The organism is Blautia sp. AM28-27, from assembly GCF_003480905.1.
GTDB classification, from domain to species: Bacteria; Bacillota; Clostridia; order Lachnospirales; family Lachnospiraceae; genus Fusicatenibacter; species Fusicatenibacter saccharivorans.
Genome location: NZ_QUJK01000003.1, coordinates 38,811 through 64,575, shown reverse-complemented (window position 1 = coordinate 64,575; position 25,765 = coordinate 38,811). Strand labels below are relative to the sequence as shown.

Annotated in this window: 21 protein-coding genes, 1 CRISPR repeat array and 1 riboswitch; all 21 genes read right to left on the bottom strand. The window is 48.2% G+C overall.

All coding sequences use genetic code 11. The features are described 5' to 3' along the window. Nucleotides 1–21 precede the first annotated feature (21 nt). Nucleotides 22–215, bottom strand: a riboswitch (cobalamin riboswitch). 63 nt (nucleotides 216–278) lie between these two features. Then, a complete protein-coding gene (locus DW743_RS06640) occupies nucleotides 279–2,009 on the bottom strand; it encodes an amino acid ABC transporter ATP-binding/permease protein (protein WP_117761011.1) in 1,731 nt (576 codons plus the stop codon). Then, complete coding sequence (locus tag DW743_RS06635; protein ID WP_117761009.1) at nucleotides 2,009–3,748, bottom strand: ABC transporter ATP-binding protein/permease; 1,740 nt, start codon at nucleotides 3,746–3,748, stop codon at nucleotides 2,009–2,011. Before DW743_RS06635 ends, DW743_RS06640 begins: the two co-directional genes overlap by 1 nt. A 13-nt stretch (nucleotides 3,749–3,761) precedes the next feature. Continuing rightward, entirely contained in the window at nucleotides 3,762–4,109 is a 348-nt protein-coding gene (locus DW743_RS06630; RefSeq protein ID WP_022462170.1) for a nitrous oxide-stimulated promoter family protein, read from the bottom strand. Then, complete coding sequence (locus DW743_RS06625) at nucleotides 4,106–4,510, bottom strand: YbaN family protein (RefSeq protein WP_117761007.1); 405 nt, start codon at nucleotides 4,508–4,510, stop codon at nucleotides 4,106–4,108. The genes DW743_RS06630 and DW743_RS06625 overlap by 4 nt, the downstream gene beginning before the upstream one ends. Before the next feature lie 288 nt (nucleotides 4,511–4,798). After that, nucleotides 4,799–6,364: a CRISPR direct-repeat array (repeat unit 30 nt; unit sequence ATTTCAACTCACGCCCTCACGGAGGGCGAC). Nucleotides 6,365–6,535: 171 nt separating this feature from the next. Continuing rightward, nucleotides 6,536–6,826 (bottom strand): CRISPR-associated endonuclease Cas2, encoded by a 291-nt coding sequence (cas2, locus tag DW743_RS06620; RefSeq protein ID WP_117761005.1) that lies wholly within the window; start codon nucleotides 6,824–6,826, stop codon nucleotides 6,536–6,538. Nucleotides 6,827–6,836: 10 nt separating this feature from the next. Then, complete coding sequence (gene cas1c, locus DW743_RS06615) at nucleotides 6,837–7,868, bottom strand: type I-C CRISPR-associated endonuclease Cas1c (RefSeq protein WP_117761003.1); 1,032 nt, start codon at nucleotides 7,866–7,868, stop codon at nucleotides 6,837–6,839. Next, nucleotides 7,865–8,530 carry a CRISPR-associated protein Cas4 gene (gene cas4, locus DW743_RS06610; protein ID WP_055264944.1) on the bottom strand — a complete coding sequence of 222 codons (666 nt, stop codon included), beginning with the start codon at nucleotides 8,528–8,530 and terminating at the stop codon, nucleotides 7,865–7,867. Before cas4 ends, cas1c begins: the two co-directional genes overlap by 4 nt. Nucleotides 8,531–8,564: 34 nt before the next feature. Continuing rightward, the gene (gene cas7c, locus DW743_RS06605) at nucleotides 8,565–9,422 is read right to left on the bottom strand and encodes a type I-C CRISPR-associated protein Cas7/Csd2 (RefSeq protein ID WP_117761001.1); all 858 of its coding nucleotides are present in this window, start codon (nucleotides 9,420–9,422) and stop codon (nucleotides 8,565–8,567) included. Nucleotides 9,423–9,426: 4 nt separating this feature from the next. Next, nucleotides 9,427–11,361 (bottom strand): type I-C CRISPR-associated protein Cas8c/Csd1, encoded by a 1,935-nt coding sequence (gene cas8c / locus DW743_RS06600; protein WP_117760999.1) that lies wholly within the window; start codon nucleotides 11,359–11,361, stop codon nucleotides 9,427–9,429. Then, nucleotides 11,358–12,092 (bottom strand): type I-C CRISPR-associated protein Cas5c, encoded by a 735-nt coding sequence (cas5c, locus tag DW743_RS06595; RefSeq protein WP_117509538.1) that lies wholly within the window; start codon nucleotides 12,090–12,092, stop codon nucleotides 11,358–11,360. Before cas5c ends, cas8c begins: the two co-directional genes overlap by 4 nt. Before the next feature lie 19 nt (nucleotides 12,093–12,111). Then, on the bottom strand, nucleotides 12,112–14,592 hold the full coding sequence (gene cas3 / locus DW743_RS06590; RefSeq protein WP_117760997.1) for a CRISPR-associated helicase Cas3': 2,481 nt from the start codon (nucleotides 14,590–14,592) through the stop codon (nucleotides 12,112–12,114). A 1,193-nt stretch (nucleotides 14,593–15,785) separates the two neighbouring features. Continuing rightward, entirely contained in the window at nucleotides 15,786–17,495 is a 1,710-nt protein-coding gene (locus tag DW743_RS06585) for an acetyl-CoA carboxylase carboxyltransferase subunit alpha (RefSeq protein ID WP_117760995.1), read from the bottom strand. Between the two features lie 557 nt (nucleotides 17,496–18,052). Then, nucleotides 18,053–19,399, bottom strand: a complete 1,347-nt coding sequence (locus tag DW743_RS06580; RefSeq protein WP_117760993.1) for an acetyl-CoA carboxylase biotin carboxylase subunit — start codon at nucleotides 19,397–19,399, stop codon at nucleotides 18,053–18,055. After that, on the bottom strand, nucleotides 19,396–19,833 hold the full coding sequence (gene fabZ, locus DW743_RS06575; protein ID WP_022462591.1) for a 3-hydroxyacyl-ACP dehydratase FabZ: 438 nt from the start codon (nucleotides 19,831–19,833) through the stop codon (nucleotides 19,396–19,398). The genes DW743_RS06580 and fabZ overlap by 4 nt, the downstream gene beginning before the upstream one ends. 26 nt (nucleotides 19,834–19,859) lie before the next feature. Further along, nucleotides 19,860–20,375, bottom strand: coding sequence for an acetyl-CoA carboxylase biotin carboxyl carrier protein (gene accB / locus DW743_RS06570; protein WP_117760991.1), 516 nt, complete (start codon nucleotides 20,373–20,375; stop codon nucleotides 19,860–19,862). A gap of 36 nt (nucleotides 20,376–20,411) precedes the next feature. After that, nucleotides 20,412–21,647, bottom strand: a complete 1,236-nt coding sequence (gene fabF / locus DW743_RS06565; RefSeq protein ID WP_117760989.1) for a beta-ketoacyl-ACP synthase II — start codon at nucleotides 21,645–21,647, stop codon at nucleotides 20,412–20,414. Nucleotides 21,648–21,663: 16 nt separating this feature from the next. Beyond that, nucleotides 21,664–22,404 (bottom strand): 3-oxoacyl-[acyl-carrier-protein] reductase, encoded by a 741-nt coding sequence (gene fabG, locus DW743_RS06560; RefSeq protein ID WP_022462594.1) that lies wholly within the window; start codon nucleotides 22,402–22,404, stop codon nucleotides 21,664–21,666. Nucleotides 22,405–22,432: 28 nt separating this feature from the next. Next, nucleotides 22,433–23,353: an ACP S-malonyltransferase gene (gene fabD / locus DW743_RS06555; protein ID WP_117760987.1), complete on the bottom strand. Its 921-nt coding sequence runs from the start codon at nucleotides 23,351–23,353 to the stop codon at nucleotides 22,433–22,435. Then, nucleotides 23,350–24,288 (bottom strand): enoyl-[acyl-carrier-protein] reductase FabK, encoded by a 939-nt coding sequence (gene fabK / locus DW743_RS06550; protein ID WP_022462596.1) that lies wholly within the window; start codon nucleotides 24,286–24,288, stop codon nucleotides 23,350–23,352. The genes fabD and fabK overlap by 4 nt, the downstream gene beginning before the upstream one ends. Nucleotides 24,289–24,318: 30 nt before the next feature. Next, on the bottom strand, nucleotides 24,319–24,546 hold the full coding sequence (gene acpP, locus DW743_RS06545) for an acyl carrier protein (RefSeq protein ID WP_022462597.1): 228 nt from the start codon (nucleotides 24,544–24,546) through the stop codon (nucleotides 24,319–24,321). Nucleotides 24,547–24,597: 51 nt separating this feature from the next. Continuing rightward, a complete protein-coding gene (locus tag DW743_RS06540) occupies nucleotides 24,598–25,527 on the bottom strand; it encodes a beta-ketoacyl-ACP synthase III (RefSeq protein WP_117760985.1) in 930 nt (309 codons plus the stop codon). Nucleotides 25,528–25,765: the final 238 nt, after the last annotated feature.

The window sequence follows — 25,765 nt, the reverse complement described above, 5'->3', positions numbered from 1 at the left end:
TCCTCGTGGCACGAACGTAACGTTCCTGTACTGCGAAAGGCAGGTCTCCCGGCTCATTGCTTCAGGATTTGACTCCAGCGCATCGGTCTCCTTCCCGGTTTCCCAGTGGATCATTCCCCTGCTTGCAAAATACGGTGACGAGTTCGTGCAGGATTCACACCTGCTTCCCTTTTCACCGGACACGCATGTCCGACACCTTACACATCGATATTTAATTGTTTTTTCTTTAACGACTGTTAGTGTAGCACATCGTCTTTTCTCTGTCAAGTGCTGTAAAATCAGGAAATCCGGCCATTTTCCATTTCATATACCACATCCGCGACGTTCATCGTGGACACTCTGTGCGATACGAGCACAATGGTTTTCTCTTCTGCCGATTCTTTCAGGGATTTCAGAATAATTCCTTCATTTAAGGAATCAAGATTCGATGTCGGCTCGTCCAGCAGGATCATGGATGCGTCATGCAGGAATGCCCGCGCGATACCGATCCGCTGTTTTTCTCCGCCGGACAGCGTATCGCCGAGTTCTCCGACTTCGGTGTCGTAGCCGTTTGGCAGTGTCATGATGAAATCATGTATGGACGCCTTCTTCGCCGCCTCCATAATTTCTTCCCGCGTCGCGCCGGGTTTTGCAATAGCGATGTTGTTCGCAATCGAATCGTGGAACAGATGTGTCTCCTGCGTCACATAGCTTTCCATATCGCGCAGATACTTCGTCGGGATTTCGCGGACATCGGCTCCGTCCACGGAAACGCGCCCCGTCTGGACATCCCAGAAGCGCATCAGAAGTTTTAAGATCGTCGATTTTCCGGAACCGCTCGCGCCGTGGATGCCGGTGATTTTTCCCGGTTCCAGTTTCAGCGAATACTGATCCAGAATCGTCTCGTCTTCGTAGGCAAACGTTACATTCTGCGCCTCGGCTCCTGCAAATGCGTGGTCACCGCCGGATGCCGCATCTCCCGGAATTTCTTCCACCAGCGGCGCTTCCTCGAGAAGGGAAAGCACACGCTCGCCGCTTGCCAGCGTCTGATTCAGGTTATTCGACAGGCTGGACAGCGCCACGACCGGGCCGAAGGAACCCATCATCGCGATTGTGCAGGTCAGGACTCCCTCAAATCCGATCCCGCCTTTCGTGTAAAGATAGATCGTCAGTGCCAGCATGCCGAACGATGCCAGAAGAATCACCATGTTGGTGACAGACCGCTGGGAGCCTTCCATGCGGCTTAAGTTTTCCTGCACAGAAGTCAGTTCTTTCGACCGCCCTGACATCTGCTCTTTCCGTTTTTCGCCCTGTCCGTACTGAATCGTCTCGTCGAGGCCACGCAGGGAATCCAGCACGAAGCTGTTCAGCTCGCCAAAGCCTGTCCGGAACTCCATTCCTTTCTGGCTTCCGCGCTTTCCGTTCCACATCGGGATCACAACGCCGACCGTCAGATACGCCGCAAGTGCAAGCAGCCCTGCCAGAACATGGTATCTTCCAATGAAGCATACCATAATCAAAGAAGTTAATGCTGCAATCGCAATCGGGGAAATCGTATGCGCATAGAATACTTCCAGAAGTTCGATATCGGTTGTGATAATCGAAATCAGATTTCCTTTGTCCCGTCCTTCCAGCTTCGCCGGGCAGAGCTTCCGCAAAGCTGCAAACACTTTATGGCGGATGATCGCCAGCAGTTTAAAAGCAATAAAGTGGTTGCAGTACTGCTCCGCATAATGCAGAATGCCGCGCAGCACCGCGATCACGATCATCACCGTGAGTATCGTTTTTACCGGGGTATGTACAAGCCACATGTTTTGCACCGAAAGGCTCGTCCCTGCCGCGCCCGTCAGTAAGCCATGCACGATGACCTGTCCTGCCAGAATCGTCAGGAAGATCGCACATAAATATCCCATTGTTCCAAGAATAATTGCCGCCATCATAATATGAAGCAATGGCTTCACCAGCCCGATCAGGCTTCCCATAATCCGGAGGGCGCTTCTGCGTTTTGCTGTATTTTTCTTCTCGTGCATCATGCATTCCCCTGCTTTCCATAGTTTTCCAGTACCATCTGGCTGTCGTACAGATGCCGGTATGCGCCGTTCTGTTCCATCAGTTCCGCATGCGTTCCACGCTCGCAGATGGTACCGTTTTTCAGGAAATAAATCTGATCTGACTGTACGACGTTCGCAAGGCGGTGGGAAATCAGCAATACCGTTTTCGTCTTTGCGAGTTCATGAATCACATTCATGATCATCTCTTCACTCTCGACATCAATATTCGATGCGGCTTCATCAAAGATATACACCGCACTGTCGCTCCGAAGCAGCGCCCGCGCAATCACAAGACGCTGGCACTGGCCGCCGGAGAGGTTTCCTGCTTTTTCGAGAAGCTCTGTCTGCAGTCCGTTCTGTGTCTGTAAGAATCCCAGCAGATTGACTTTCTGCAGAACCGCCTCCATCTCCTCCTTCGTCGCATCCGGTTTCGCCATGCGCAGGTTCTCTTCTACGTTTCCTTTAAATAAGTAACTATTGTGGCGGACCAGAACAACGTGCTTCATCAGATCCGTCTCAGCGACTTCCGAGAGCGGCACACCGCCCAGGGTGATGCGCCCTGTATATCCACGGTTCTTTGCCGCAAGGATACCCGCGATCGTACTCTTTCCGCAGCCGGATTCGCCGACCAGTGATACAAAACTGCCCGCCGGGAGCGTCAGGTCAATGCCTTTTAAGATTTCCCGGTCCTCTTCATAGGAAAAATGTACATCCTCCAACACGACATCCAGCGGTCCGTCCGGCAGCGTCCGCTCTCCCGTCTGCGGCTCCGGCAGATCGAGGATTTTGAAAATCTTGTCACTCGCCGCCATGCCGTTCATCGCGATGTGGAAGAATGATCCGAGCAGACGAAGCGGCAGGAAAAACTCGCTCGCCAGCAGCACAATGCAGAGCGTGCCGGACACGGTGAGGTTTCCTTTCAGAAATTCCGATACCGCCACCGCCATGCCAACCGCCGCGCCGCCGTATGCTACGATGTCCATCACGCTCGTTGAGTTGAGCTGCATCGTCAGAACTTTCATCGTGATCCGGCGGAAGTTCTGGGATTCCACATCCATCTCGTCGGCTTTCTGCTGGTCGGCCTGATAAATTTTTAATGTCGTCAGACCCTGCAGATTTTCAAGGAAGGAATCGCCAAGGCCGGTGTAAATGCTCCAGTATTTGTTCAGAAGCTTCTTCGCAATCTTCTGCACAACCACAATCGAAATCGGGATCAGCGGCACACAGATCAGAAGAATCACGCTCGCTTTCATGCTCACCCGGCAGAGGATCACAAACAAGGTGAGCGGCGCAATCAGGCTGTAGAACAGCTGCGGAAGATACTTTCCAAAATAGGTTTCGAGCTGCTCCACGCCTTCCGTGGATACCTGTACGACCTCCGAGGATGATACCTGTTCGCTGTAGGATGCCCCCAGTTTCAGCATTTTCTCATAAATTTTCTCACGCAGAATCCGTTTCACATCCACACACGCAAGATACGACGACCGCGCGCCCATCCGCTCGCAGAAAAAGCGGATCACAACAACAATTGCCAGTGTAAAAATCGTCCGTTTCACAGCCGCTGCCGTTACCGCACCATACACGACCCGTTCCAGCAGATCGGCAACCGTAAATACCGCGATCACCTGCGACAGAAGCGCCGCCCACTGCCACAGAATCGTGTACACGATATACTTTTTCGCGTGGGACAGCAGCCCCACCAGTCTTGTTTTAATCATAAGTACCTCTCTTTTATGCTTTTGCTTTTCGCTTCTCTCTCATGCTGCAGATTAAATGCCAGATAGCTAAAATCGGATGATACAGCAGCATCCTCGGCCCCGAAAACCGCATAACGGCGCGGATCTTTTCCCGCATTTCCGGCTTGTAGCAGTGTACTTTGCAGTTTGCGCAGAATGTTTTCTGTTCCATGAAGGGACATTTCTGGCTCCGCTGTTTTGCATAGTCCGCTAATTTCTGACATTCCGGACACATCCCGCCGGATGCATGCCCCTCTTTTCCATGGTTCTTCCGGCAGTACAGGCGGATCATCTCTTCCACGACGTACTGTTCTTTCTGCCGCTTTTTTTCTACTTTGTTCATTTTGTTTCTCCTAGGATATGATCTTCTGTTTTTACGGTTTTGACCCGCAGGAAGAAATACAAAATATGGCACATCCATACCACAGCAATACAGATTCTTCCAATCGGCACATTCTTCATAGCAAAAAAGCCGATCGCCATCACAACCGTTACCATCCCGATAATTTTACATTTCGTTCCTACCGTCATCGCCCGATGCTGTACGAAGCTGTCGAGATGCTTCTTATATGATTGGGTCCCAATAAACCAGCTGTGCAGCCGTTCCGAACTTTTCGCAAAGCAGAACAGGGTTGCCATATAGAATGGAACTGTCGGCAGAATCGGAAGCACAATGCCGATGGTACCAAATCCCAGGCACAGAAAACCGAGTACGATCCAAAATATTTTAAATGGACTCTTCATAATTTTCCTCCTTTCTCACCGAATATTAAAATAGAAAAATAGCCGCTCATGGTTCTTGCGAATACATGAGCGGTTAGTTGTCGCTTACTTTAGTTATAGATTAACATTGTTTGCCTTTCGTGTCAAACACATTTCACTCCTGAGAACGCTCCTCTGCTTGCGGAATAACTGCTGTTATTTCAACTCACGAAGTGTGATACATCATACTCTAAATAATTCCGCCAATGTTTGAAGATTCAACTCACGGAGGGCGACAAAGGAATCGGGCCGGTTGTGTGGGGACGCATCATTTCAACTCACGCCCTCACGGAGGGCGACATCCAGCACGATGCCCTGTTCCCTTCCCGGGATATTTCAACTCACGCCCTCACGGAGGGCGACGATTCTTCCGATCACTTTATTTCTATCGTGATTATTTCAACTCACGCCCTCACGGAGGGCGACCCATTGACTGGAGATCATCCCCCATATACTTTTCAATTTCAACTCACGCCCTCACGGAGGGCGACTTAGAATTTTTCGGATTATTAAAAGGAGATGATATTTCAACTCACGCCCTCACGGAGGGCGACTTGACGCTCTGCCAAGCATTCCGCCAGTCACCAGTATTTCAACTCACGCCCTCACGGAGGGCGACCACCTACATCGTACGGAGGATACGGCGTAGCTGTATTTCAACTCACGCCCTCACGGAGGGCGACTAAAAATTCGTTCACTGCTCTGTCTCTCTTTCTTATTTCAACTCACGCCCTCACGGAGGGCGACCGGAGCAGGAGCGGTATCTTACAGAATGGAATTATATTTCAACTCACGCCCTCACGGAGGGCGACGTAAACGGATCCCAGCAGTAGTTATAAAGAAGGTCATTTCAACTCACGCCCTCACGGAGGGCGACTTTGCCATTATTTTTTCTCCTTTTTTTCTTTCAACATTTCAACTCACGCCCTCACGGAGGGCGACAGGTAATTCCGCCGGATCCGGCTACTGAAAGACATTTCAACTCACGCCCTCACGGAGGGCGACTTTTTCGACCATCTGGAATGGTCGGCAGCAGTTTATTTCAACTCACGCCCTCACGGAGGGCGACTCGTTTCTTTCATTCTTCCGCCCCTCCAAAGCCATTTCAACTCACGCCCTCACGGAGGGCGACGCCAAAGCAGGATGCAAAGCGTTGTAAACGTCGTCATTTCAACTCACGCCCTCACGGAGGGCGACATATCTGCCACCGTTTCGCCCTGAATGGAAAGAGATTTCAACTCACGCCCTCACGGAGGGCGACATTCAGATCTTAGCACATTGTGTCTATCCTGTCATTTCAACTCACGCCCTCACGGAGGGCGACCTGCGCTGTCTTTCAGCAGTTCACAGGTCACCTTCATTTCAACTCACGCCCTCACGGAGGGCGACAAATTCCCGTAGTACGTCGCAAGGATTCCGTTTATTTCAACTCACGCCCTCACGGAGGGCGACCGTTCTGGGTTGTCCTCTCCTCGCCGACTTGATATTTCAACTCACGCCCTCACGGAGGGCGACCCCCCCCCCTCTTCCATTTCAACGAGCAATCGGGCATTTCAACTCACGCCCTCACGGAGGGCGACGATGCCCCCGCACTGTTCAAGTAGGAAGGTTTAAATTTCAACTCACGCCCTCACGGAGGGCGACAACACGAACCATCCTTCCAGCAACACCACGCTTACATTTCAACTCACGCCCTCACGGAGGGCGACCGCTTTTGACGATTGTTTTCGTATGCTCCGGCATTTCAACTCACGCCCTCACGGAGGGCGACTTTATACTTAAATATCAAGACAACATTCGTTTTTTATTTCAACTCACGCCCTCACGGAGGGCGACGGCAAATTTAGACAAATTTTTCTTCTAAATCGCGGCTATGCTTATTCAATATCTCTATATTTTCTTCCTCATTTCATCTCCCTCCTCCCCCAAATTCTATCTTTTCAGCAAAAATCCTTTAAATTTCAAGTGCGAATCTTCCTGCTTTTTTCTGTGCACTTGGCATTCGCACTACAGAATCAGTGTGTCCATCACGTCAAATACCGCTTTTGCACCAACATGTTCTACTTTGTTTTTGTACTTTTCACCCAAATAGTAAAACCGCAAACTATCGGTCTCTTTATCTATGATTTTTTCTAGTATATCTTTTACCTGTCGGCACTTAGCCGCATCCATCTGGCACTCGAAGACAGAATTTTGGACTCGCTGGCCGTAATTGGTACATTCTTTTGCTACCTTGCGCAATCGCGTTCTGCCTGCTACGGTTTGTGTATTTACATCATATGTGATCAGCACCAGCATTAAAAATCACCTACTTCCACAAAAATGGCGGATATTCATCCAGATCCCCTCGCAGGAAACGTGCCAGCAGCATGCTCTGTGCATATGGAACCATTCCCCACTCGATCTTTTCGCCTAAAAATGGATGCGTAATCATCTCCTGTTTTTTTCCCTGCCATGCACTAAGAAAGGCTTTTCGTCCCTCCTCCGTCATAATAACGGCACCGTTTTCCTTAGTTAAAAAATATTCTGGCTTCATAATCCTCTTGTTGATAAGTGTCAGAACAAACCGATCTACCATAACGCTACGAAATTCTTCCATCAGATCCAGCGCCAATGACATTCGTCCCGGACGATCTGTGTGGAAAAATCCAACATATGAATCCAGGCCCACTGCTTCCAGCGCCCCGCCGCACATTCCTGCCAGTAAAGAATATCCAAACGAAAGCATCGCATTCACATTATCTAACGGTGGTCTCTTATTTCTTCCATGAAAATAAAAATCCTCTTTCTGCTGCAGAATAAGTTCATCAAAAGCGGAAAAATATACCGATGCAGCTTCTCCTTCCAGTCCTAAAAGTGTTCCAGCATCTTCACATTCTCTGATTTTATTCATACTCTGCCCCAGAAAAGCTGATTTTTTCTTAAGCAATTCTGCATCCAGCCGCATACTGTAATCTCTGGCGGCTCTCTCGAGCACCCACCTGGCATTATAGACCTTGCCAAGAATAAAATTCTTTGCTATTTTGACGCTTTCTTCTTTTTTCTCACTGATGCGGTATTGTGTTTTTCGCAGTGTCACATTTCCCTTTTCTTCTCCGCTGACTCTCGCCAGAAAACGACCATTTCCGGACATAAAGGATAATTCAATGTTTCTTTGCGCGCACGCCCCCATTAATGCCGGACTCGCTCCTGTATAGCCAAAGGTCACGATCGCCTGTAAATTATGTAAAGGGATTCTTCCTATTTCCTTTTTATCCTCCATTACTACGACATTTTCCCCATCAAGTGAAAGATAACGATTTCCATAAGTAATATACAAGGTATTCAGCAATCTTTTCATAGATTTTCCTCTTCCTGCATTCTCTTGGTAATGTATTCCGCAACCAATTTATTCTTATTTAAAACCGGCAGACAAATATCTTTCAAGGAACATGCATTACATTTCCTGCTTATTTTTACTTTCGGTGTATACTGTTGTTCATAATACTTATGCATTTCTGCAAATATCTGCTTCACTTTTTCCCGGATTGCATTATCAAATTCTACCTTATGGCGTCTGCGGACTTCACCGTAATAAAGATATCCATACTCGATTTCACAACACAGCATTTCTTCCAGACAAAACGCCTGCGCTGCCAACTGCAGGATATCCTCTTCTCCTTCTTTTGGTTTTCCCCGCTTATATTCTATTGGCACTACACGATAAAATCCTTCTTTTCCATGCAGTGAAATCCCCTCTTTCACCCGATGAAATTCCACCACATCGCACTCGCCGCTCACTCCCATTTCGCAGGAGTGAACCGGCATCGCACGCACAATCAGCAGATCTCCTCTTTTTTCTTTGAGACCCGGATTATGTGCATTTTCATGAAGAATCTTTCCCTCTACCGTGCGGACATTCTCCTGCCACTGCATCTCGATATATGCAAGTGCCCATTGGCGCCGGCAGAATGCAAAATGTTGAATTCCTGACAACTGCAGATAATCATCCTCATCATACATTCCAATTCACCCCTCACGGAAAACGACCGTATCTTTAGACAAAATCAAAAATCTCCGGTTCTCTGCATCCTTCTACATTCCAGGTAATATCATAATCCTTAAAGCTTCTCGGATGATCTAAATCTTTATTCCAGTCAAATCCTCTCTGGATCTTTCCACTCGAAATAGCCGGTGTTTTTTCCTCGTGCTGCCACCAGTACATCCGGCATACCTCCATACTTCCTTCCGGACGTGCTGACGATGCATCATTTTCAAACAATGTCATGAGTGCTTCTTTCAGTATCTCAGCATCCTCCTGGGTAAAGCCCGTCTTTTCCGCGAGCTGCACATTGACACTTCCCATCACCTTGTATACAGCAAACCCAACTCTATGTTTCGTTCCCATCGTATCAGATGCCTTTCCTTCTTTTCCGGCCTCGCTGTTTACGCTCTTGGTGATTTGCATACTCATGATATCAATCGGAGACAGACTTACTGCCTGATGAATCGACACCGGACCGCGTACGCCAAAGGATACTGGAATTCCTTTAAATGCAAAAACCTGTCCAAATGCTCTCACATCGATCCACTCCCTGCATGCAATCTGTGCGCAGAGATCTCTGCTCGCATCTTTCTTATTTCCCATCTGTTTTTTAAGCTCCTCGCAACCATCTGCGCGCTCCTTCAGACTCTTGAATGAGTCGTCCGTTCTGTCATCTGACTGCACGAAAATTTTCTGTCCCAGATCCTGCAGGCGGTTTCGGATTTTTCGTTTAATGCAGACATCTGAAATTTCCCCATATCCATCCAGATTAATTCTCGGACGGTTTCCGTTCAGTGGATCTCCATTGGGATTTGCATTCGTTGCACTCACAAATAATGTAAAATCAATTTTTCCTTTTAATTCGCTCATTTCTTTATTCCTCCTCTGTTTTCTCTGTTTTGTAAGTTCTCAGCGCACAGGACTGACTGTGAAATCCAAGTAAATATAAGCCGCTCAAACGTTTATTCTCCTGATAATCGTTTACACTTTCAAATGCGTCCTCGATTTCGTCCAGCAGATTTTCATAAAATCTTCGTTCCGGCACTGGCAATTTGTTCAAATACGGCTGAATATTCTCTTCAATAACTTTCCAGGTTTCAAACGGTCTCTGCGAAAAATTATTCATGTATCGCTTTGCATTTGTAATTCTGCTTCTGTCCTTATCCATATCAAAAGTCCGATATTCAATTCGATCTGCTACAGCAAGCAATCTTCCATACAGGTAATCTCTTTCTGTACAATTTTTGTCTACCGCCATTTTCCATTCCTCCTTATAAAGTTCTTTTCTTCTTTTTTTAACCATGGAGCACGCAAGCTGCAAAATCTGCTCCCAGTTTCTCCGTTCTTTATATGCCAATGGATTAGATGCCTTATTTATCGCCCTTTCCACATAATCAGCTGGTATTCTCTGCCCATCCCAGATACATGGCAAGATACGCTTTGCAACCTCAGCATAAAGTTTTTTGCTGTTTCCATCTACAATGGTAATACTTCCATTATTTTCTATTCCGAATAAAAGATCCGCTATCTCCTTTACTCCAACCATGCCATAATAAACAATTCTTTTTCCGTCTCTCCATTTTTCATGACGCCACCAGCAGTCCTTGTGCCATTTTCTGATATTCTCTAAATATCGCGTTTCTTCAATTTTTTTTGCTTCCACGACTGCCAGGCGCCCCGGTGTTGCTGCATCGACTCCTAATAACACCATATATTTCATGGTCGTGGGACATTTTTCCTCGTTCTGCAGCGTGCGATACCCACTCATCGCCTTCTGAAACAGCTCCGCTCCGATCGCATTGGTGTCAAACTCCGGATCTTCCAGTCCGGTATCCCATTCATCAAATTCAGATATAATATGCTCCGTATCCGAGTCCCATTGAACTTCTAATTCTCCTGCTGAATCCTCCGCTGTTTCCCATGTAACAAACACCATGGTATCATATGTGCCTCCCTGTCTGCGGATAATCCATTTCAATGCGTTGTGAACCTTCTGGGATGTTTCATTTCCAATTGCAAATGCCTCTTCTTTCGTTGTAAATCGACCACGATACGTAAAATTATCCTTATCATTTGAAGAAATCAGTTTCGCGCCGTCTCCTTCATTTCGGATTTTCTTTGGCTGTAGATAGGAAATACTTTCTCTTTTTCCACTTAAATAGCAAAGTCCCTTTTCCCCTTCCATAGACCGCTGATACTGCTGATATTTTTCCCATAAGGTCTTATCTTTCCAGCATTCATCAACTGTTTCTGTCAGTGGATTACTTAAAGAGCGCACAATAAATCGCACAAACGCTTTACTTTGATCAATTCCCTGAATCGTTTCCTTTTCTGCCAGCGTTCCATCTTCATTTTGCTTCAATACCTTCTGTTCAATCAAATCATGCATCAAACTTTTCTTCTGCAGATAATAATAAATTGCTCTTACTTTATCATGGCAAAATTTTGACTCATACCATTTTTTTAATTGTTCCATATAAATTTCAAAACAGCTTCCATCGTCCGCCACATAAAGCGGATAATCGCCCGCCAGATATCTTAAATTATCACACAGGGGATGGGCTTCTTTTCCAGATGTTCGGCTTCCTGATTTTTCTGTAACCGGAATAATGGTAAATTTATCATTTGCAGGAACCTGTTCGCCATGTAAAAAGTTACCTTCTTCATCAATGGTTACCGTAATCTGTGCCGTTGCCGTTGAGTGGAATGTTGGAAGCAGCGTATAGGGAAATTCACCACGATATTCTATTTTTCCTACCTTGTTCAGATTTTTTTCGTACAAATCCAGTGCTTCTCTTCCCCAGTTCACGTATCTTTCACCTCCCTTTTTTCATGTTCTTCTTTCTCGATATTTTCAAATATTTTCGGCTGCATTTTTCGTATATGACGTTTGATTGTACACTCTTCCGGACGGGGATAAACGATGTAGCCTCCCCTTGTCATGGTCGGATGCTCCCAGAATCTTACCGTCATTTTTCCCTGATCCTCCGACAAAACGGCTTCTTCCGCATAAGTAATTCCGTGATAAGAGAAACCGAAATCTATATCTTTTTCCATATCATCATAATATCCTGCTCCACTGCCAAATTCACACGGTTCCACAAATGCCTGACATTCTCTTGTTCCAAGAAAAATATCTCTCCGGCCTCCGCTCTTTACCATTCTTTCTGACATGCACTGATATTTTCGCTCATTTCTATCCTGTACCATGTTGACCTGATGCTCATTAAATTCAAAATGAGCACGTACCTGATAACGCACATCCTTTAAATACGTGTAGTATGCCAGTTCGTTTCCGCCATTGTATTTAATAGGACGAATACCTTTTGTTTCCGTCTGAATCCGGTTCATAACGCGAATTTCATCAATTACCCAAAAGATCGTGGGTTTCCAAAATATGCTTTCCGTAATACCTCGCAATGCCTCGTAAGTTGGAATTGAATAACTTGTTTTTTCGCCTCCAACACGCACCACCGGATCAGAAAACAATGCATAGTTCCCATACACCTCGTACTCTATGGTATTCGCATGTTTTTCCATTGTACCACCTCCAATATGTTTAATAGTTCTCAAAGTTCATCTGCGGTTCTTCCAACACACCAACTTCATTGCTGTAATACCCTTCGCTCAACGCGAGTATTTCTTCATCACTAATTTGATATATTGCATTATTAAGACATTCCTTCTGCACTTCTGAAATTCCAACCGTATATTTTTGCAGTTCCCGCAGCATCCTCTGCTTTTCCTCCCAAGGTAAATACTCACCATCTGCTCCGACAAATGCTGCAATCAGTTTTTTGGCCTCATCATTATAGGGAACCACAACTGGAATCTTATAATCATTAGAAATAACTTCAAATTCTTTTCCTGCCGTTGCAAATGCCTGTGCCATTCCCCCCTTATACTCTTGTTCAAACTTATGCCAATATTGTTTTCTTCCCGGACAATTTTTTCCCAGCATTTCTAGCAAGGTCGTTTTATAATTTTTCGCCGGAAATTTCGTGATATCAGCCTGCAGCACCTGATAGTAATACTGATAATAAATCGCTATCGCTTTCGACGAATCTAATCTTTTTTCAAAAATTTCAGGCTTACTTCGAAATTGTTCTAATAATTTTTGTACTGCTCTTTGTTCTTCTTGTATCTCTGGCAGCTTTTCCAGACTTTCGGCCTCGTTTGTCAATTGTACAATGTAAATCTTTCCAAACCAGGGATACTCCTTGTGGCGATTTCCTCTTCCAGCGGCCTGGATCACATGATCCAATCCCGCTTTTGATCGAATGACACAGCCAAAAGAAAAATTTACACCCGCTTCTACAACCGGTGTACTGATGCAGATCACTCTGCCTGTATATCCGGATTCTCTATTTTTTCGTAATGCCGCATGGACCGTTTCCAACGTGTCCTCTTTATTTTGCGGGCAAAGTTTATTGCTCAGGTGAAAAACTTGATCTTCGTCTGAACAGCTGCTTTTTATCTTTTCATATACTTGTTTTGCACATTCGGTTGTATTTACTATGACCAGCACATTTCGAAATGTCTCAGCTTGCTGCAACGTAAAATCACAGAGATCCTCAATTTCCATTCCGCCCGGATACGCTTCTGTTTCTGTCAAATCTACGATATCCGTTCTTCGAAAGGCTTCTTCATACTTTTCTATGATTTCCGTCATCTCCATGCATTCACTTAAATTATTCTCTTTCAAATCTTTAATGGATGGCTGGGTAGCTGAACATAATACAACATCCGATTCCGCAAAATTGGTAAGAAAATTTACTGCTAAGTTAAAAAGTTCCATACACTTCTTCGGAATGGCCTGTACCTCATCAAAAATGATCACACTGTTACATAAGGTATGCATTCTGCGGATATCTCTTTTCTGTCCCGAAAAAAGTACATTCAATACCTGTACAGCTGATGTCATAATAATTGGCACATCCCATGTTTCTGTCAGTTTTTTATAGTCTTTCTCCTGCTTTTTCTCCGAAAGAATCACATTGCAATGATGTTCCAGTACGATATCCGGATCGTCAACTGCTCTCCGGATCTCATCGGCATTCTGGCTTAAAATACTGTTAAATGGGGCAACATAAATAATATGCTGTTTTTGGGTCCGCTCGGCACGATACAGTGCAAAGCGCAAACTACTTAATGTCTTTCCAGCTCCCGTTGGTACTGTCAGACGATACAGTCTCGTTTCTTTTTCTGCCTCTTCATAGCACCTCTCAGAAATCTCCTGCCGGACTGCCTGAAGACTCTGGCCATTTTCTGCCTTGTTTCGAATTTCATGATTAAGATAGTTCTCAAAACATTGTATACTCTGTTGCCATATTTTCTGTATTTCTTTCTTTGAAATACGTTGTTTCAATTCTTCATTCTGAAAAAATTTTTCCGTATCTGTCCAATCACTGTCAAGCAGCATAGAAAGCAATACTCTGAAATACATTCCAATATAAAAATATCCATTTCCACAATGACGATTTTGTTTTGTGCTTTTTCGCACAAACATTCCTATTTTTTTATTAATCTGAACATATTGTGCATCTGCTGCTTCGCACACTTTTTGGATTTTCTCTTTATCAAAGATCTGAAAAAATCTTTCCTTCACAATGTCTTCCTGACACTCTTTTTCCGCTCTGCGTTCCTGTAAGGTACACCCGCTTTCAAAATCAATACAGTCGCTGATTCCATGATGTGAGTACACAACTGTACTTAACAGCTCTGCTGCTGTTTTCTGCCGCATCATTTTCCATAGCATCCGTCCACCTGCGGTTGAGTGATCCAAATCGTTTCGGTGTGCCTGATCCCCCTTTTTCAAGATATCTTGAAAATCTTTCTGCACATCATCAGAGAGTTTCCCCGCATCATGAAAAAGTGCGGCCGCCTCGACAAGTTTCTGAATCTCTCCCATAGGACAAATGCTTTTTGCATATGATGTTACATTATCTGTATGTTCCTGAAAGCTCTGGGTACGGCCTGTTTCAAAATCCACATGTGCAAGATAAATGTCACTTGTTTTATTTTCGTTTGTATTATTCATCACTTTCTCCTTTTGTCTATTTTGTTTATTTTTCGGAGTCAAGTTCTGATTTTTTATTCATTTTTACCACATTATAGCAGACTCCGACCTGTAGCGCAATATATTTTCAAACTTTTGTTCGATCATATATTTAGTTTATACCTCATCGTTTTCTACTTTGACATGTCAAATAATTCTATTCAAAATCCTTTTTACCACCTCTCCTCTTAAATCGCATTTCTGCCTTAGTATCAATTTGATTTTTATTTTCACATTGGGAATTTACAAAGATTTTTAGATTTTGTAATTCTTCCTTTGTGTGTTAGAGTATTTTTTACTCTAAAATTATAGAAGACTTTACAAATTAGAAAATAACGTATAGAATAGTATATGTTCGTAGTTTACTATTCTTTTTAGATCTTATTTCTAAATTGAATCAGTTTTCTACCTGAAGAAGTTATCCGATACTGCCAATATCTGATAGCTTCTTCTTTTATATTTTCACTATATCACCTTTTCTACTAACATGCAATACAAATTATATTTTTATAAGTTTTCAATAATGTAAAGTTTATATTATTGAATAATTCTTAAATAGTCTAAAATATAAAAAGCATCAGATTATTTTCCAATGCTTTTTACATAACAGTTATTCAAAAATGTTTTTCAACTCACAGACCTTCGTCTGAACCCGCAGAATATTTCCCGCACTCTTATTCTGCCCCTCTATCTTACCATAAATTCCGCCAACGTCAATTAGTTATTCCTCCCTTCAAATCCTCTATTTATTTTGTATATCTAAAATCCGTATATTTTTATTCTGCATTTCAATCATATTTTTGTTGAATGGACTACAAGAAACTGTTATACTCAATATACGGGTGCTGCCATAACGGTAGGCGGTTAGTCCTTCTACGGAGGGACTGTGACTCTCCGATTACATAGAAACCCTTTATATGGGAATTCCTTGGAAAGGAGGGCTAAGCCATGAGTATTATCGACTTCATAGCAGTTGTAAGTTTCGGCTTAACCTGCTTTAGCCTTGGATACAACTTCGGCAAAGATACTGCGAAATCACAAAAATAGCCGCCCAGTCCTGCAAACTTTGGCGACTATTCTTACATAAACCAATAAATATGGACTAACCGTCTATCGGTAGCACTCTTTTCAATATCATAATATCATGCATTTCAGAATATGTCAAAATCTTCTTTTCACATATCCCGAAATCTCCGATACCTCTCCTCTACCAGTTCTTCCCCATCCATCTTCTCATACTTTTCCAGGAATCTCAGAATTTTGCCTCTCAATTCTTCACACACCACTGGCATTGTGTCCACCGTAAACTCCCCCGGCTCTTCCACAATCTCTTCTACAATTCCCAGTTCCTTCAAATCCCCCGCCGTCAGCTTCATCACCTCGGCGGCCTCCGGCGCGCGTTTGCCGTCTTTCCACAGGATGCTTGCAAATCCCTCCGGCGACAGGATGGAGTAGATGGCATTCTGCATCATCCACACTTCATCCGCCACGGCGAGTGCCAGTGCACCGCCGCTGCCGCCTTCTGAAATGACAATAGAAAGAACCGGCGTTTTTAACGCTGACATTTCATACAGGTTCCGCGCAATCGCCTCGCCCTGGCCGCGTTCTTCGGCTTCCATTCCGCAGAAGGCGCCTGGGGTGTCTACGAGACAGATAACAGGCCTGTGGAATTTTTCGGCCTGTTTCATCAGACGCAGGGCTTTGCGGTAGCCCTCCGGGGACGGCATGCCGAAATTGCGGCGGATGTTTTCTTTCGTATCCGCGCCTTTCGCCTCGGCGATGACCGTGACCGGTGTGCCGTCAAACGATGCAATACCGCCGATGATCGCCGCATCATCGCCATACAGTCGATCACCATGAAACTCAATAAAATCAGGAAACAGCTCCCGAATATAATCTTCTCCCACCGGTCGGTCCTTTTTCCGCGCTTTCTGCACACAGTCCCAAGCCGATGTTTTCTCTCCCGTTTCTGGTGCTACCAAAGACCGCTTCACGTCTCCATCCCCCAAAGTCAGCACTTCCGAGGAAACTTCGATATCTTTCCCATGCATCCGCAGAATCTCCGACAGCACCTCTTTCGCCTCTTCTCTTGGCAGAATCCGATCCACAAACCCATGCTCCACCAGAAACTCCGCCCGCTGGAATCCTTTCGGCAGTTTCTGTCCTATTGTCTGCTCAATAACCCTCGGTCCCGCAAACCCGATCAGCGCATGCGGCTCCGCCAGAATAATATCCCCCAGCATCGCCCAGCTTGCTGTCACGCCGCCCATCGTCGGGTCCGTCAGCACACTCACATACAAAAGCCCCGCATCACTGTGTCTTTTCAGCGCCGCCGACGTCTTCGCCATCTGCATCAGAGAAACAATCCCCTCCTGCATCCGCGCCCCTCCCGAGCACGCAAACAAAATCACCGGCAGCGAGAGCTTCGTCGCCCTCTCCACCGCCCGCGTAATCTTCTCCCCAACAGCCTCACCCATACTGGCCATCATAAACCTGCCATCACAGACCCCGATCACCGTCTCCATCCCGTTGATCCGTCCCTTACCAGTCACAACAGCCTCCGTAAGTCCTGTTCTCTCCTGCAGAGCCCTCACCTTCTCTTCATACCCCGGAAACCCCAGCGGATTCCCCGCCGTCATCCCCTGATCCCATTCCTCAAAACTCCCATCATCCAGAAGAAACTCAATCCTCCGATACGCATGCACCCGAAAATAATTCCCACACTTCGGACAAATATAAAGATTCCTCTTCACATCCTCCGTAAAAATAGCCCCCTTACAAGCATTACACTTCTTCAAAATCCCCTGCGGCGCCTCCGGCACCACCCCATCCGCCGTGTGCTCCTTCCGAAACACCGTCTTCTTAAAATACTTACCCAGCATCATACCACCATCACTCCTTACGTCATAACACTTTCACTCTATTGTCACCATAACAATCTTCCAACCACATACCTCACCCATCGAGGCATTCATTCTCTCTTCACCGCTCACTCCTGTCATCCCAGCCGCACCGCCCCGCGGTGTCGCTGACCACACTCTCCCAGTCGTGTGTCTGATCTCAGCCGCCCGGCAGTACAGCAGAGGGGGGCGGCGCATTTGCAGGAGGAACTATAGCAAGACCCGAAAATAATGCCAAAAAGGCAGTGCTGCAGAGCGCGAATTGCAAGGAACAGATTTGAAGGCGTACCGGGGTACGACGAAAATCTGTGACGCAGTAATTCACGCTCTGCGGTGCTGAATTTTTTGCATTATTTTCGGGGATTGCTATAGAAACACTTAGGCTTCCAGAATTTGCGTTATTTTCAAAAATCTAACTGTCTGAGCGACAGCGAGTTTTGGATTTTTGAAAATGGTTTTAGCAAATGCTGGAGACCTTAGTGTTTCTTTCCTCTGAAACCGCGCCGTCCCCCTCTGCTGTACTGCCGGGCGGCGTCCGTCTCTCACAATCTCTCCGTCAACCGCTCCACAAACTCAATATCCGCCCTCCCGGCCAGATACTCCTCTTCATTTAAAATAGAATACAAATAATCAACGTTAGTGTCGACTCCCTCGATGACGACTTCCCCCAGCGCACTCCTCATCCGCGCAATCGCCTCCTCACGCGTCCTCCCATGCACAATCAGCTTCGCCAGCATCGAATCATAAAACGCCGGAATCACATACCCGTCATACGCCGCCGTATCCACCCGTACTCCAAATCCCCCAGGCAGATGCATCTCCGTAATCTTCCCCGGACAAGGCCTGAAATTCTTCGCCGGATTCTCCGCATTAATCCTGCACTCAATCGCATGACCCGAAAGCCGTACCTCCCCCTGCGTCACCGACAGCGGCATCCCCGAAGCCACCCGAAGCTGCTCCTGAATCAGATCCACCCCCGTGACCCACTCCGTCACCGGATGCTCCACCTGAATCCGCGTATTCATCTCCATAAAATAAAAATTCCCGTCCGGCTCCAGCAGAAACTCAATCGTCCCCGCATTCGCATAATGCGCCGCCTTCGCCGCCCGGACCGCCGCCGAGCCCATCCGCTCCCGCAGCGTGTCATCAATCGCCACACAAGGCGACTCCTCAATCATCTTCTGATGATTCCTCTGAATCGAGCAGTCCCGCTCCCCAAGATGAATCACATTCCCGAACGAGTCCGCCATAATCTGAAACTCCACATGACGCGGATGACGAATCAGCCGCTCCACATACATCGTCTCGTCCGCAAACGAACTTTTAGCCTCCTTCTGCGCCGTCTGAAACGCACTCTGGAACTCCCCGCGCGTCTCCGCCATGCGCATACCCTTGCCGCCGCCTCCAAGCGCCGCCTTAATCATCACCGGAAAACCAATCCGGTCGGCCTCAGAAAGACCCGTCTCCCAGTCAAAAACAGGTTCCTTCGTCCCCGGAATCACCGGCACACCGGCTGCCTGCATCGTATTTCGCGCCTCAGACTTATTACCCAGCCGATCCATCACCTCAGGCGACGGCCCAATCCACGTAATGTGGCACTCCTGGCATCTCCGCGCAAACGTGCTGTTCTCCGACAGGAATCCAAATCCCGGATGAACCGCATCCGCCCCCGTCACAAGCGCCGCACTCAAAATACGTTCCATATTTAAATAACTGTCCTTCGACGGCGCCGGCCCGATGCACACCGCCTCATCCGCGAGCTGCGCATGCAGTGCCTCCCGGTCCGCCTCCGAATAAACAGCGACCGTGAGAATTCCCATCTCACGGCATGCCCGGATAATCCGGACCGCGATCTCCCCACGGTTTGCAATCAAAACTTTTCGAATCATTGTGCTGCCCCCACCATAAAGGTCAGTTCCGCCTGCGCGACCACCTTGCCGTCGACCGAAGCAACCGCTTCCCCGACGCCCATCGGTCCCTTGTGGCGGATAATTTTCGTCTCCAGACGAAGTTTGTCTCCCGGTTTCACTTTTCCCTTAAAACGGCACTTGTTGATGCCGCCGAAAAATGCAATTTTTCCCTTATTCTCGTCAAGAGAAAGAATCGCAACCGCACCGACCTGCGCCAGCGCCTCGATAATCAGCACGCCCGGCATCACCGGCTCCTGCGGAAAATGACCGGCAAAAAAGTCCTCGCGGTACGTCACACATTTGTATCCAATACCGAATTCGCCCGGTTCAAAATCTTCTATGTAATCCACCAGCAGAAACGGATGTCTGTGTGGAATAATCTCCTGAATCTGTTTCGTTGTCAAACTGTTCATTCGCTGCTTCCTTTCTCGTCCCGGCTTTACGCTTTCACCCGGAACAGCGGTTTTCCGTAATCAACCATCTCGCCGTTTTTCACCAGAACCTCCGCAATCACGCCGTCCACTTCACTCTCGATCTCATTCATCAGCTTCATGGCCTCCACGATTGCTACGACCTGTCCCTTTTTCACGGTGTCGCCAACCTTCACAAACGGCTCGGCATCCTCTGCCGGAGCTGTATAAAACGTTCCGACCAGCGGGGATGTCACAAAAACGCCTTCTTCTGCTTCACTGTGCTCCTCAGCCGCTGTATTTTTTCCTGCCGTTTCTTTTCTCTCCGGCATGGCTGCTTCTTTCACTGTCACGCCATTTGCTCCGCCCATCATCTCTGCCATCTGCAGACCGGCACCGGATGGAACCCCGCTCATCTGCACCTGCACCGGAGCTGCTTTTCCATGCTCCATGGCAATCTTGATCCCATCAGCCTCGTAATCAAACGCGGTCAGCGAAGAATCCGAAACTTTATCAATCAACTGTAAAATCTGATCTAATTCCATCTTATTTTCCTTTCTGCACCGGAACACGATGCCGCTTTATTCATATTTCTGAAACAGCAGCACCGCATTGTGGCCGCCAAAACCAAGGGAATTGCTCATTGCCAGTTTCACATCGGTTTCCACCGGAGCGCCGATGCAGTAATTCAGATCGCATTCCGCATCTGCTTCCTTTGTTCCAACCGTCTGATGCACGAAGCCGTCCTGAATGGATTTCGCACAGACAACAGCTTCCACACCGCCTGCCGCGCCGAGCAGATGACCGACCATCGATTTCGTCGAGTTGACCAGCACATGGTCTGCCGCATCACCGAAGGCTTTCCGGATCGCACGCGTTTCAAACAGATCGTTGTGATGTGTGGACGTTCCGTGTGCATTAATATAAGTAACTTCTTCCGGTTTTACTCCCGCTTCTTCCATCGCAAGCTCCATCGCACGTGCCGCACCGCTTCCATCTTCCAATGGAGAAGTAATGTGGTACGCATCGCAGGTTGCGCCGTATCCGACTACCTCTGCATAGATCTTCGCGCCGCGCTGTTTCGCATGCTCCAGCTCCTCAAGTACGAGAATGCCGGCGCCCTCGCCCATGACGAAACCGTTCCGGTCTTTATCAAACGGAATCGAAGCCCGCAGCGGATCTTCCGACTCGGAAAGTGCGGTCAGTGCCGAAAAGCCTGCCACGCCGACCGGCGTAATTGCGCTCTCCGCGCCGCCTGCCACACAGATGTCCGCGTCGTTGTACTGAATTGCGCGGAAGGCATCGCCAATGCAGTGCGTTCCTGTCGCACACGCCGTTACCACGCTGGTACATTTTCCTTTCGCGCCGAGTGCAATCGCAACGTTTCCCGCCGCCATGTTCGCAATCATCACCGGAACGGTAAACGGGTTGACGCGGGACGGATTTCCGGCATCAATTTTGGCTTTCGCCTGCTCGCATGCATTCAGATCACCGACGCCGGAGCCCACCAGAACGCCGACGCGGAACGGATCTTCATTCTCCATGGAAATGCCGGCATCTGCAAACGCTTCTTTTGCTGCCGCAACGGCATACTGGGAGAAAGTTCCCATTCGTCTTGCCGCCTTGAAATCCATGCGTTCTTTTGCCACGAAGCCTTTGACCTCGCCTGCCAGATGTACTTTATATTCTGCTGTATCAAATTTCGTAATCGTTCCGATTCCGCAGGCTCCCTTGCGGACGCCGTTCCAGAATTCCTCCACGGTATTTCCAATCGGGGTTACCGCACCCAGCCCTGTGATGACTACTCTTCTCTTCATTCCAACTCTCCTTTTCTTAGATCACCATGCCGCCGTCGCAGTGAATCACCTGTCCGGTGATGTAAGCTGCCGCTTCGGATGCCAGAAATGCGGCCAGGTTTGCCACATCCTCCGGCTTTCCGAAATGGCCGAGAGGAATCTGGGATACGGATGCTTCTTTCACTTTATCCGAAAGAACCTCCGTCATATCGGTCTCAATAAAGCCCGGCGCAATCGCATTGACGCGGATGCCGCGGGATGCCAGTTCCCGTGCCGCTGTTTTCGTCAGGCCGATCACACCTGCTTTCGATGCCGCATAATTTGCCTGTCCGGCGTTTCCTGCCACGCCGACCACAGAAGCCATGTTGATGATGCAGCCGCTCTTCTGGCGGATCATCGGCCGTGCCGCAAAGCGGATGCAGTTGAACGTTCCCTTGAGGTTTGTCTCAATGACACGGTCGAAGGCTTCCTCCGACATGCCCATCAGAAGGCCGTCCTTTGTGATGCCCGCGTTGTTGACCAGAATATCGATTTTCCCATACAAAGCAAGAATTTCCTTCATCCACGCTTCACACGCCGCAAAATCCGATACATTGCACTGCATCACGCAGCCGTCTCCTCCTGCCGCGCGGATTCCCGCAAGCACGGTTTCGGCCGCCTCTTTTGAACCATTGTAATTGATGACAACAAAGGCTCCCTCCGCCGCCAGTTTTTCTGCAATCGCACGCCCGATTCCGCGGGATGCGCCCGTTACTACTGCTGTTTTTCCACTTAACATCTCATTCTCCTGCTGCATAATCCACTATCTATAATAAAGTTTCGCACACCTGATGCATTTCCTCATAGGTGCGGATATTGTAACCTTTTACATCCCGGTTGATTTTTCTTAAAAAGCCGGTCAGTGTTCTTCCCGGTCCGATCTCCACGAAGGTATCAACGCCGTCCGCAATCATTGCCTCGATGCTCTGCTGCCACCGCACACCGGATGCCACCTGCTGGATCAGAAGGCCGCGCGTCAGTGCAATGTCACGCACATACTGGCCGGTTACATTCGTCACATACGGAATCTTCAACTCCATAAAGCCGACGCCCTCGAGCGCTTCGGTCAGCCCCTGGGACGCAGCTTCCATCATCGGGGAATGGAACGGGCCGCTTACGTTCAGCGGAAGTACCCGCTTTGCACCTGCTTCTTTTAACTTTTCCGAAGCCTCTGCCACTGCCGCCTCATATCCGGTGATGACAATCTGACCCGGGCAGTTGTAATTGGCAATGTAGGCGCCGGAAATCCCGCTCAAAATCTCTTCGATTTTTGCAGCTTCCATGCCGAGCACCGCCGCCATCGCGCCCTCGCCTGCCGGAACAGCCTCCTCCATCAGGATGCCTCTTCTGCGGACGACCTTCATCGCATCCGCCATTTCCATACCGCCGGCGGACACAATCGCGTTGTACTCGCCAAGGCTGAGGCCCGCTGTCACATCCGGCGTAAGGCCGCACGCCCGGATGGACTGCTCCATCGCCATTCCGGTTGTCAGCAGTGCAATCTGGGTAAACTCTGTCTGATCCAGATGTTCATTTTCCTCAAAACAGAGTCTTTTCATATCAATCCCGATCAGCTCGGATGCCATATCGTAGACGGCTCTCGCTTTCGGACATGCTTCATAAAAATCCGCGCCCATGCCGACACACTGGGAACCCTGTCCAGGAAACATAAATGCTGTTTTACTCATAACCGCGCCGGTGCTCCTTTCAGAAGTTCTTCCATCTCATTCATCATCTGCTCTATGATTTCTTTGCAGCTTTTCTCGTCTTTTACCATACCTGCAATCTGACCGGACATCACGCTTCCGGTTTTGACATCGCCGTCCACAACGGCTCTTCGAAGACCGCCGAGCGTCAGTTTTTCCAGCTCTTCGAACGGAGCTCCCTCTTTTTCCAGTTCCAGATAATGGCGTGTCATCTCATTTCGGATCGCCCGCACCGGATGACCGGTTGTGCGGCCTGTCACGCGGGTATCAATATCTTTCGCCTTGATCACCAGCTGCTTGTAATTTTCATGCACAACGGCCTCTTTCGAAGCGACAAAACGCGTTCCCATCTGAACCGCCTCGGCACCCAGCATAAAGGCTGCTGCCATGCCGCGTCCGTCCGCAATTCCACCGGCCGCAATGACCGGAATTTTTACGGCATCTGCCACCTGCGGAACGAGTGCCATCGTTGTCGTCTCGCCGATATGGCCGCCGGACTCACATCCTTCTGCCACAACGGCATCTGCGCCTGCACGCTCCATTCGTCTTGCAAGAGCCACGGAAGCGACCACCGGGATGACGCGGATACCAGCGTTTTTCCACAGTTCCATATATTTCTCCGGATTTCCTGCGCCCGTCGTAACGACTTTTACGCCTTCCTCGGCAACCACTTTTGCCACCTCATCCGCATACGGGCTCATCAGCATGATGTTGACGCCGAACGGTTTGTCCGTCAGTTTTTTTGCTTCGCGGATTTCATTCCGAACCCACTCTGCCGGTGCCGCCGATGCTCCGATGAGGCCAAGGCCGCCGGCCTCGGAAACTGCCGCTGCCAGATGATGCTCCGCCACCCAGGCCATGCCGCCCTGAATGACTGGATACTGAATCCCGAGTAATTTTGTCACTTCTGTGATCATGAATCGCTTCCTCCTGCTTCCCGATCTTTCTTAGTTTTTGTGCTGCTCCAGATACTCTGCAACATCACCGACAGTTACCATCGTTTCCAGATCCTCGGTCGGGATTTCCACGCCGCAGGTGTCCTCGAGGGACATGACCATTTCAAACAGATCCAGGGAATCTGCTCCGAGATCCTCTTTGAAGGAAGTCTCCGCTGTGATGGTATCGATGTCTGCTCCCAGTGCTTCTGCTACGGTTTCTTTTACTTTTTCTAACATGTTTTTGTCCTCACTTTTTTTCTTATTCTTCTTATTTTATATGGGCGTTTCTTACCATTCCAGGTACGCCGCGCCCCAGATCAGTCCTGCTCCGAAACCGGAGAGAACGATTCTCTGTCCTTTTTTGGCTCTGCCGGACCGGTTCCACTCATCCAGCAGAATCGGAATGCTCGCCGCACATGTATTGCCGTATGCTTCGATATTCCGCGGAAATTTTTCTTTCGGTGCCTTCAGTCGTTTTGCCACGCCGTCGATGATGCGGCTGTTTGCCTGATGAAGGATAAACGCATCAATCTCTTCGACCGCCATGTCGGCTTCCGCGAGCACCTCGCGGATGACTTCCGGCACGCGGGATAAGGCAAACTGGAACACGGCACGGCCGTCCATCTGCAGATACGTTCCCTTTTCGCAGGTCAGCGACACGCCTTTTTCTCCATCGGAATGGATCTTTTCGCACGCTTTTGTCTCCTGTTCCTCCGCCGTCAGCACAATGGCTCCCGCGCCGTCCCCGAACAGAATGCAGGTTCCGCGGTCGTGCCAGTCCACCAGGCGGCTCAGGGCATCTGCGCCGATCAGCAGCACGTTTTTTGCCTTGCCGCTCCGGATATACAGCTGGCCCAGTTCATACACCGCAAGAAACCCGGTGCAGGCGGCGCTGACATCGAGACAGGCGGCACGGAAAGCACCGATTTCATCCTGCACAAGACAGGCGGTATTCGGAAAGATACTCTCCGACGAAGAGGTTCCGACGAGAATCAGATCCAGCTCTGTCGAACAGATCCCGGCATTTTCCAGCGCTCTTCTCGCCGCCTTTACTGCCATTTGGGCAACTGTCTCCTCCCCGGCTATGTGGCGCGCACCGATTCCCGTCCGCTCCCGGATCCAGATATCGCTCGTATCCACCATCTTTTCCAGATCTTCATTTTTCCATATCGTCTCCGGTACATACGAACCGGTTCCCGCAATTCTGCCGTTTTTCACCTTACTGTCCTCTTGCTTATTTCATTCTCAAACATTTTTCTTTTCAAATGTTTTGATATTCAAAGTATATCATCAAAATTCATTTTGTCAACCTTTTTTTATTGCTTTTTCCATTTCCCACTTCTATAATGAAACTATGTTCGGGATTTTTTCGAAACTATTTTTTCCGGATTCTATTATTTTGAGCCCCGGCGCAGGTTCTCTATCGAACACTCCGGCAGGCTCCAGAAAGGACACC

Coding starts and splice junctions, on each gene's coding strand:
- DW743_RS06640 (WP_117761011.1), bottom strand. CDS start 2,009: ATGCACGAGAAGAAAAATACAGCAAAACGCAGAAGCGCCCTCCGGATT.
- DW743_RS06635 (WP_117761009.1), bottom strand. CDS start 3,748: ATGATTAAAACAAGACTGGTGGGGCTGCTGTCCCACGCGAAAAAGTAT.
- DW743_RS06630 (WP_022462170.1), bottom strand. CDS start 4,109: ATGAACAAAGTAGAAAAAAAGCGGCAGAAAGAACAGTACGTCGTGGAA.
- DW743_RS06625 (WP_117761007.1), bottom strand. CDS start 4,510: ATGAAGAGTCCATTTAAAATATTTTGGATCGTACTCGGTTTTCTGTGC.
- cas2 (WP_117761005.1), bottom strand. CDS start 6,826: ATGCTGGTGCTGATCACATATGATGTAAATACACAAACCGTAGCAGGC.
- cas1c (WP_117761003.1), bottom strand. CDS start 7,868: ATGAAAAGATTGCTGAATACCTTGTATATTACTTATGGAAATCGTTAT.
- cas4 (WP_055264944.1), bottom strand. CDS start 8,530: ATGTATGATGAGGATGATTATCTGCAGTTGTCAGGAATTCAACATTTT.
- cas7c (WP_117761001.1), bottom strand. CDS start 9,422: ATGAGCGAATTAAAAGGAAAAATTGATTTTACATTATTTGTGAGTGCA.
- cas5c (WP_117509538.1), bottom strand. CDS start 12,092: ATGGAAAAACATGCGAATACCATAGAGTACGAGGTGTATGGGAACTAT.
- cas3 (WP_117760997.1), bottom strand. CDS start 14,592: ATGAATAATACAAACGAAAATAAAACAAGTGACATTTATCTTGCACAT.
- DW743_RS06585 (WP_117760995.1), bottom strand. CDS start 17,495: ATGATGCTGGGTAAGTATTTTAAGAAGACGGTGTTTCGGAAGGAGCAC.
- DW743_RS06580 (WP_117760993.1), bottom strand. CDS start 19,399: ATGATTCGAAAAGTTTTGATTGCAAACCGTGGGGAGATCGCGGTCCGG.
- fabZ (WP_022462591.1), bottom strand. CDS start 19,833: ATGAACAGTTTGACAACGAAACAGATTCAGGAGATTATTCCACACAGA.
- accB (WP_117760991.1), bottom strand. CDS start 20,375: ATGGAATTAGATCAGATTTTACAGTTGATTGATAAAGTTTCGGATTCT.
- fabF (WP_117760989.1), bottom strand. CDS start 21,647: ATGAAGAGAAGAGTAGTCATCACAGGGCTGGGTGCGGTAACCCCGATT.
- fabG (WP_022462594.1), bottom strand. CDS start 22,404: ATGTTAAGTGGAAAAACAGCAGTAGTAACGGGCGCATCCCGCGGAATC.
- fabD (WP_117760987.1), bottom strand. CDS start 23,353: ATGAGTAAAACAGCATTTATGTTTCCTGGACAGGGTTCCCAGTGTGTC.
- fabK (WP_022462596.1), bottom strand. CDS start 24,288: ATGATCACAGAAGTGACAAAATTACTCGGGATTCAGTATCCAGTCATT.
- acpP (WP_022462597.1), bottom strand. CDS start 24,546: ATGTTAGAAAAAGTAAAAGAAACCGTAGCAGAAGCACTGGGAGCAGAC.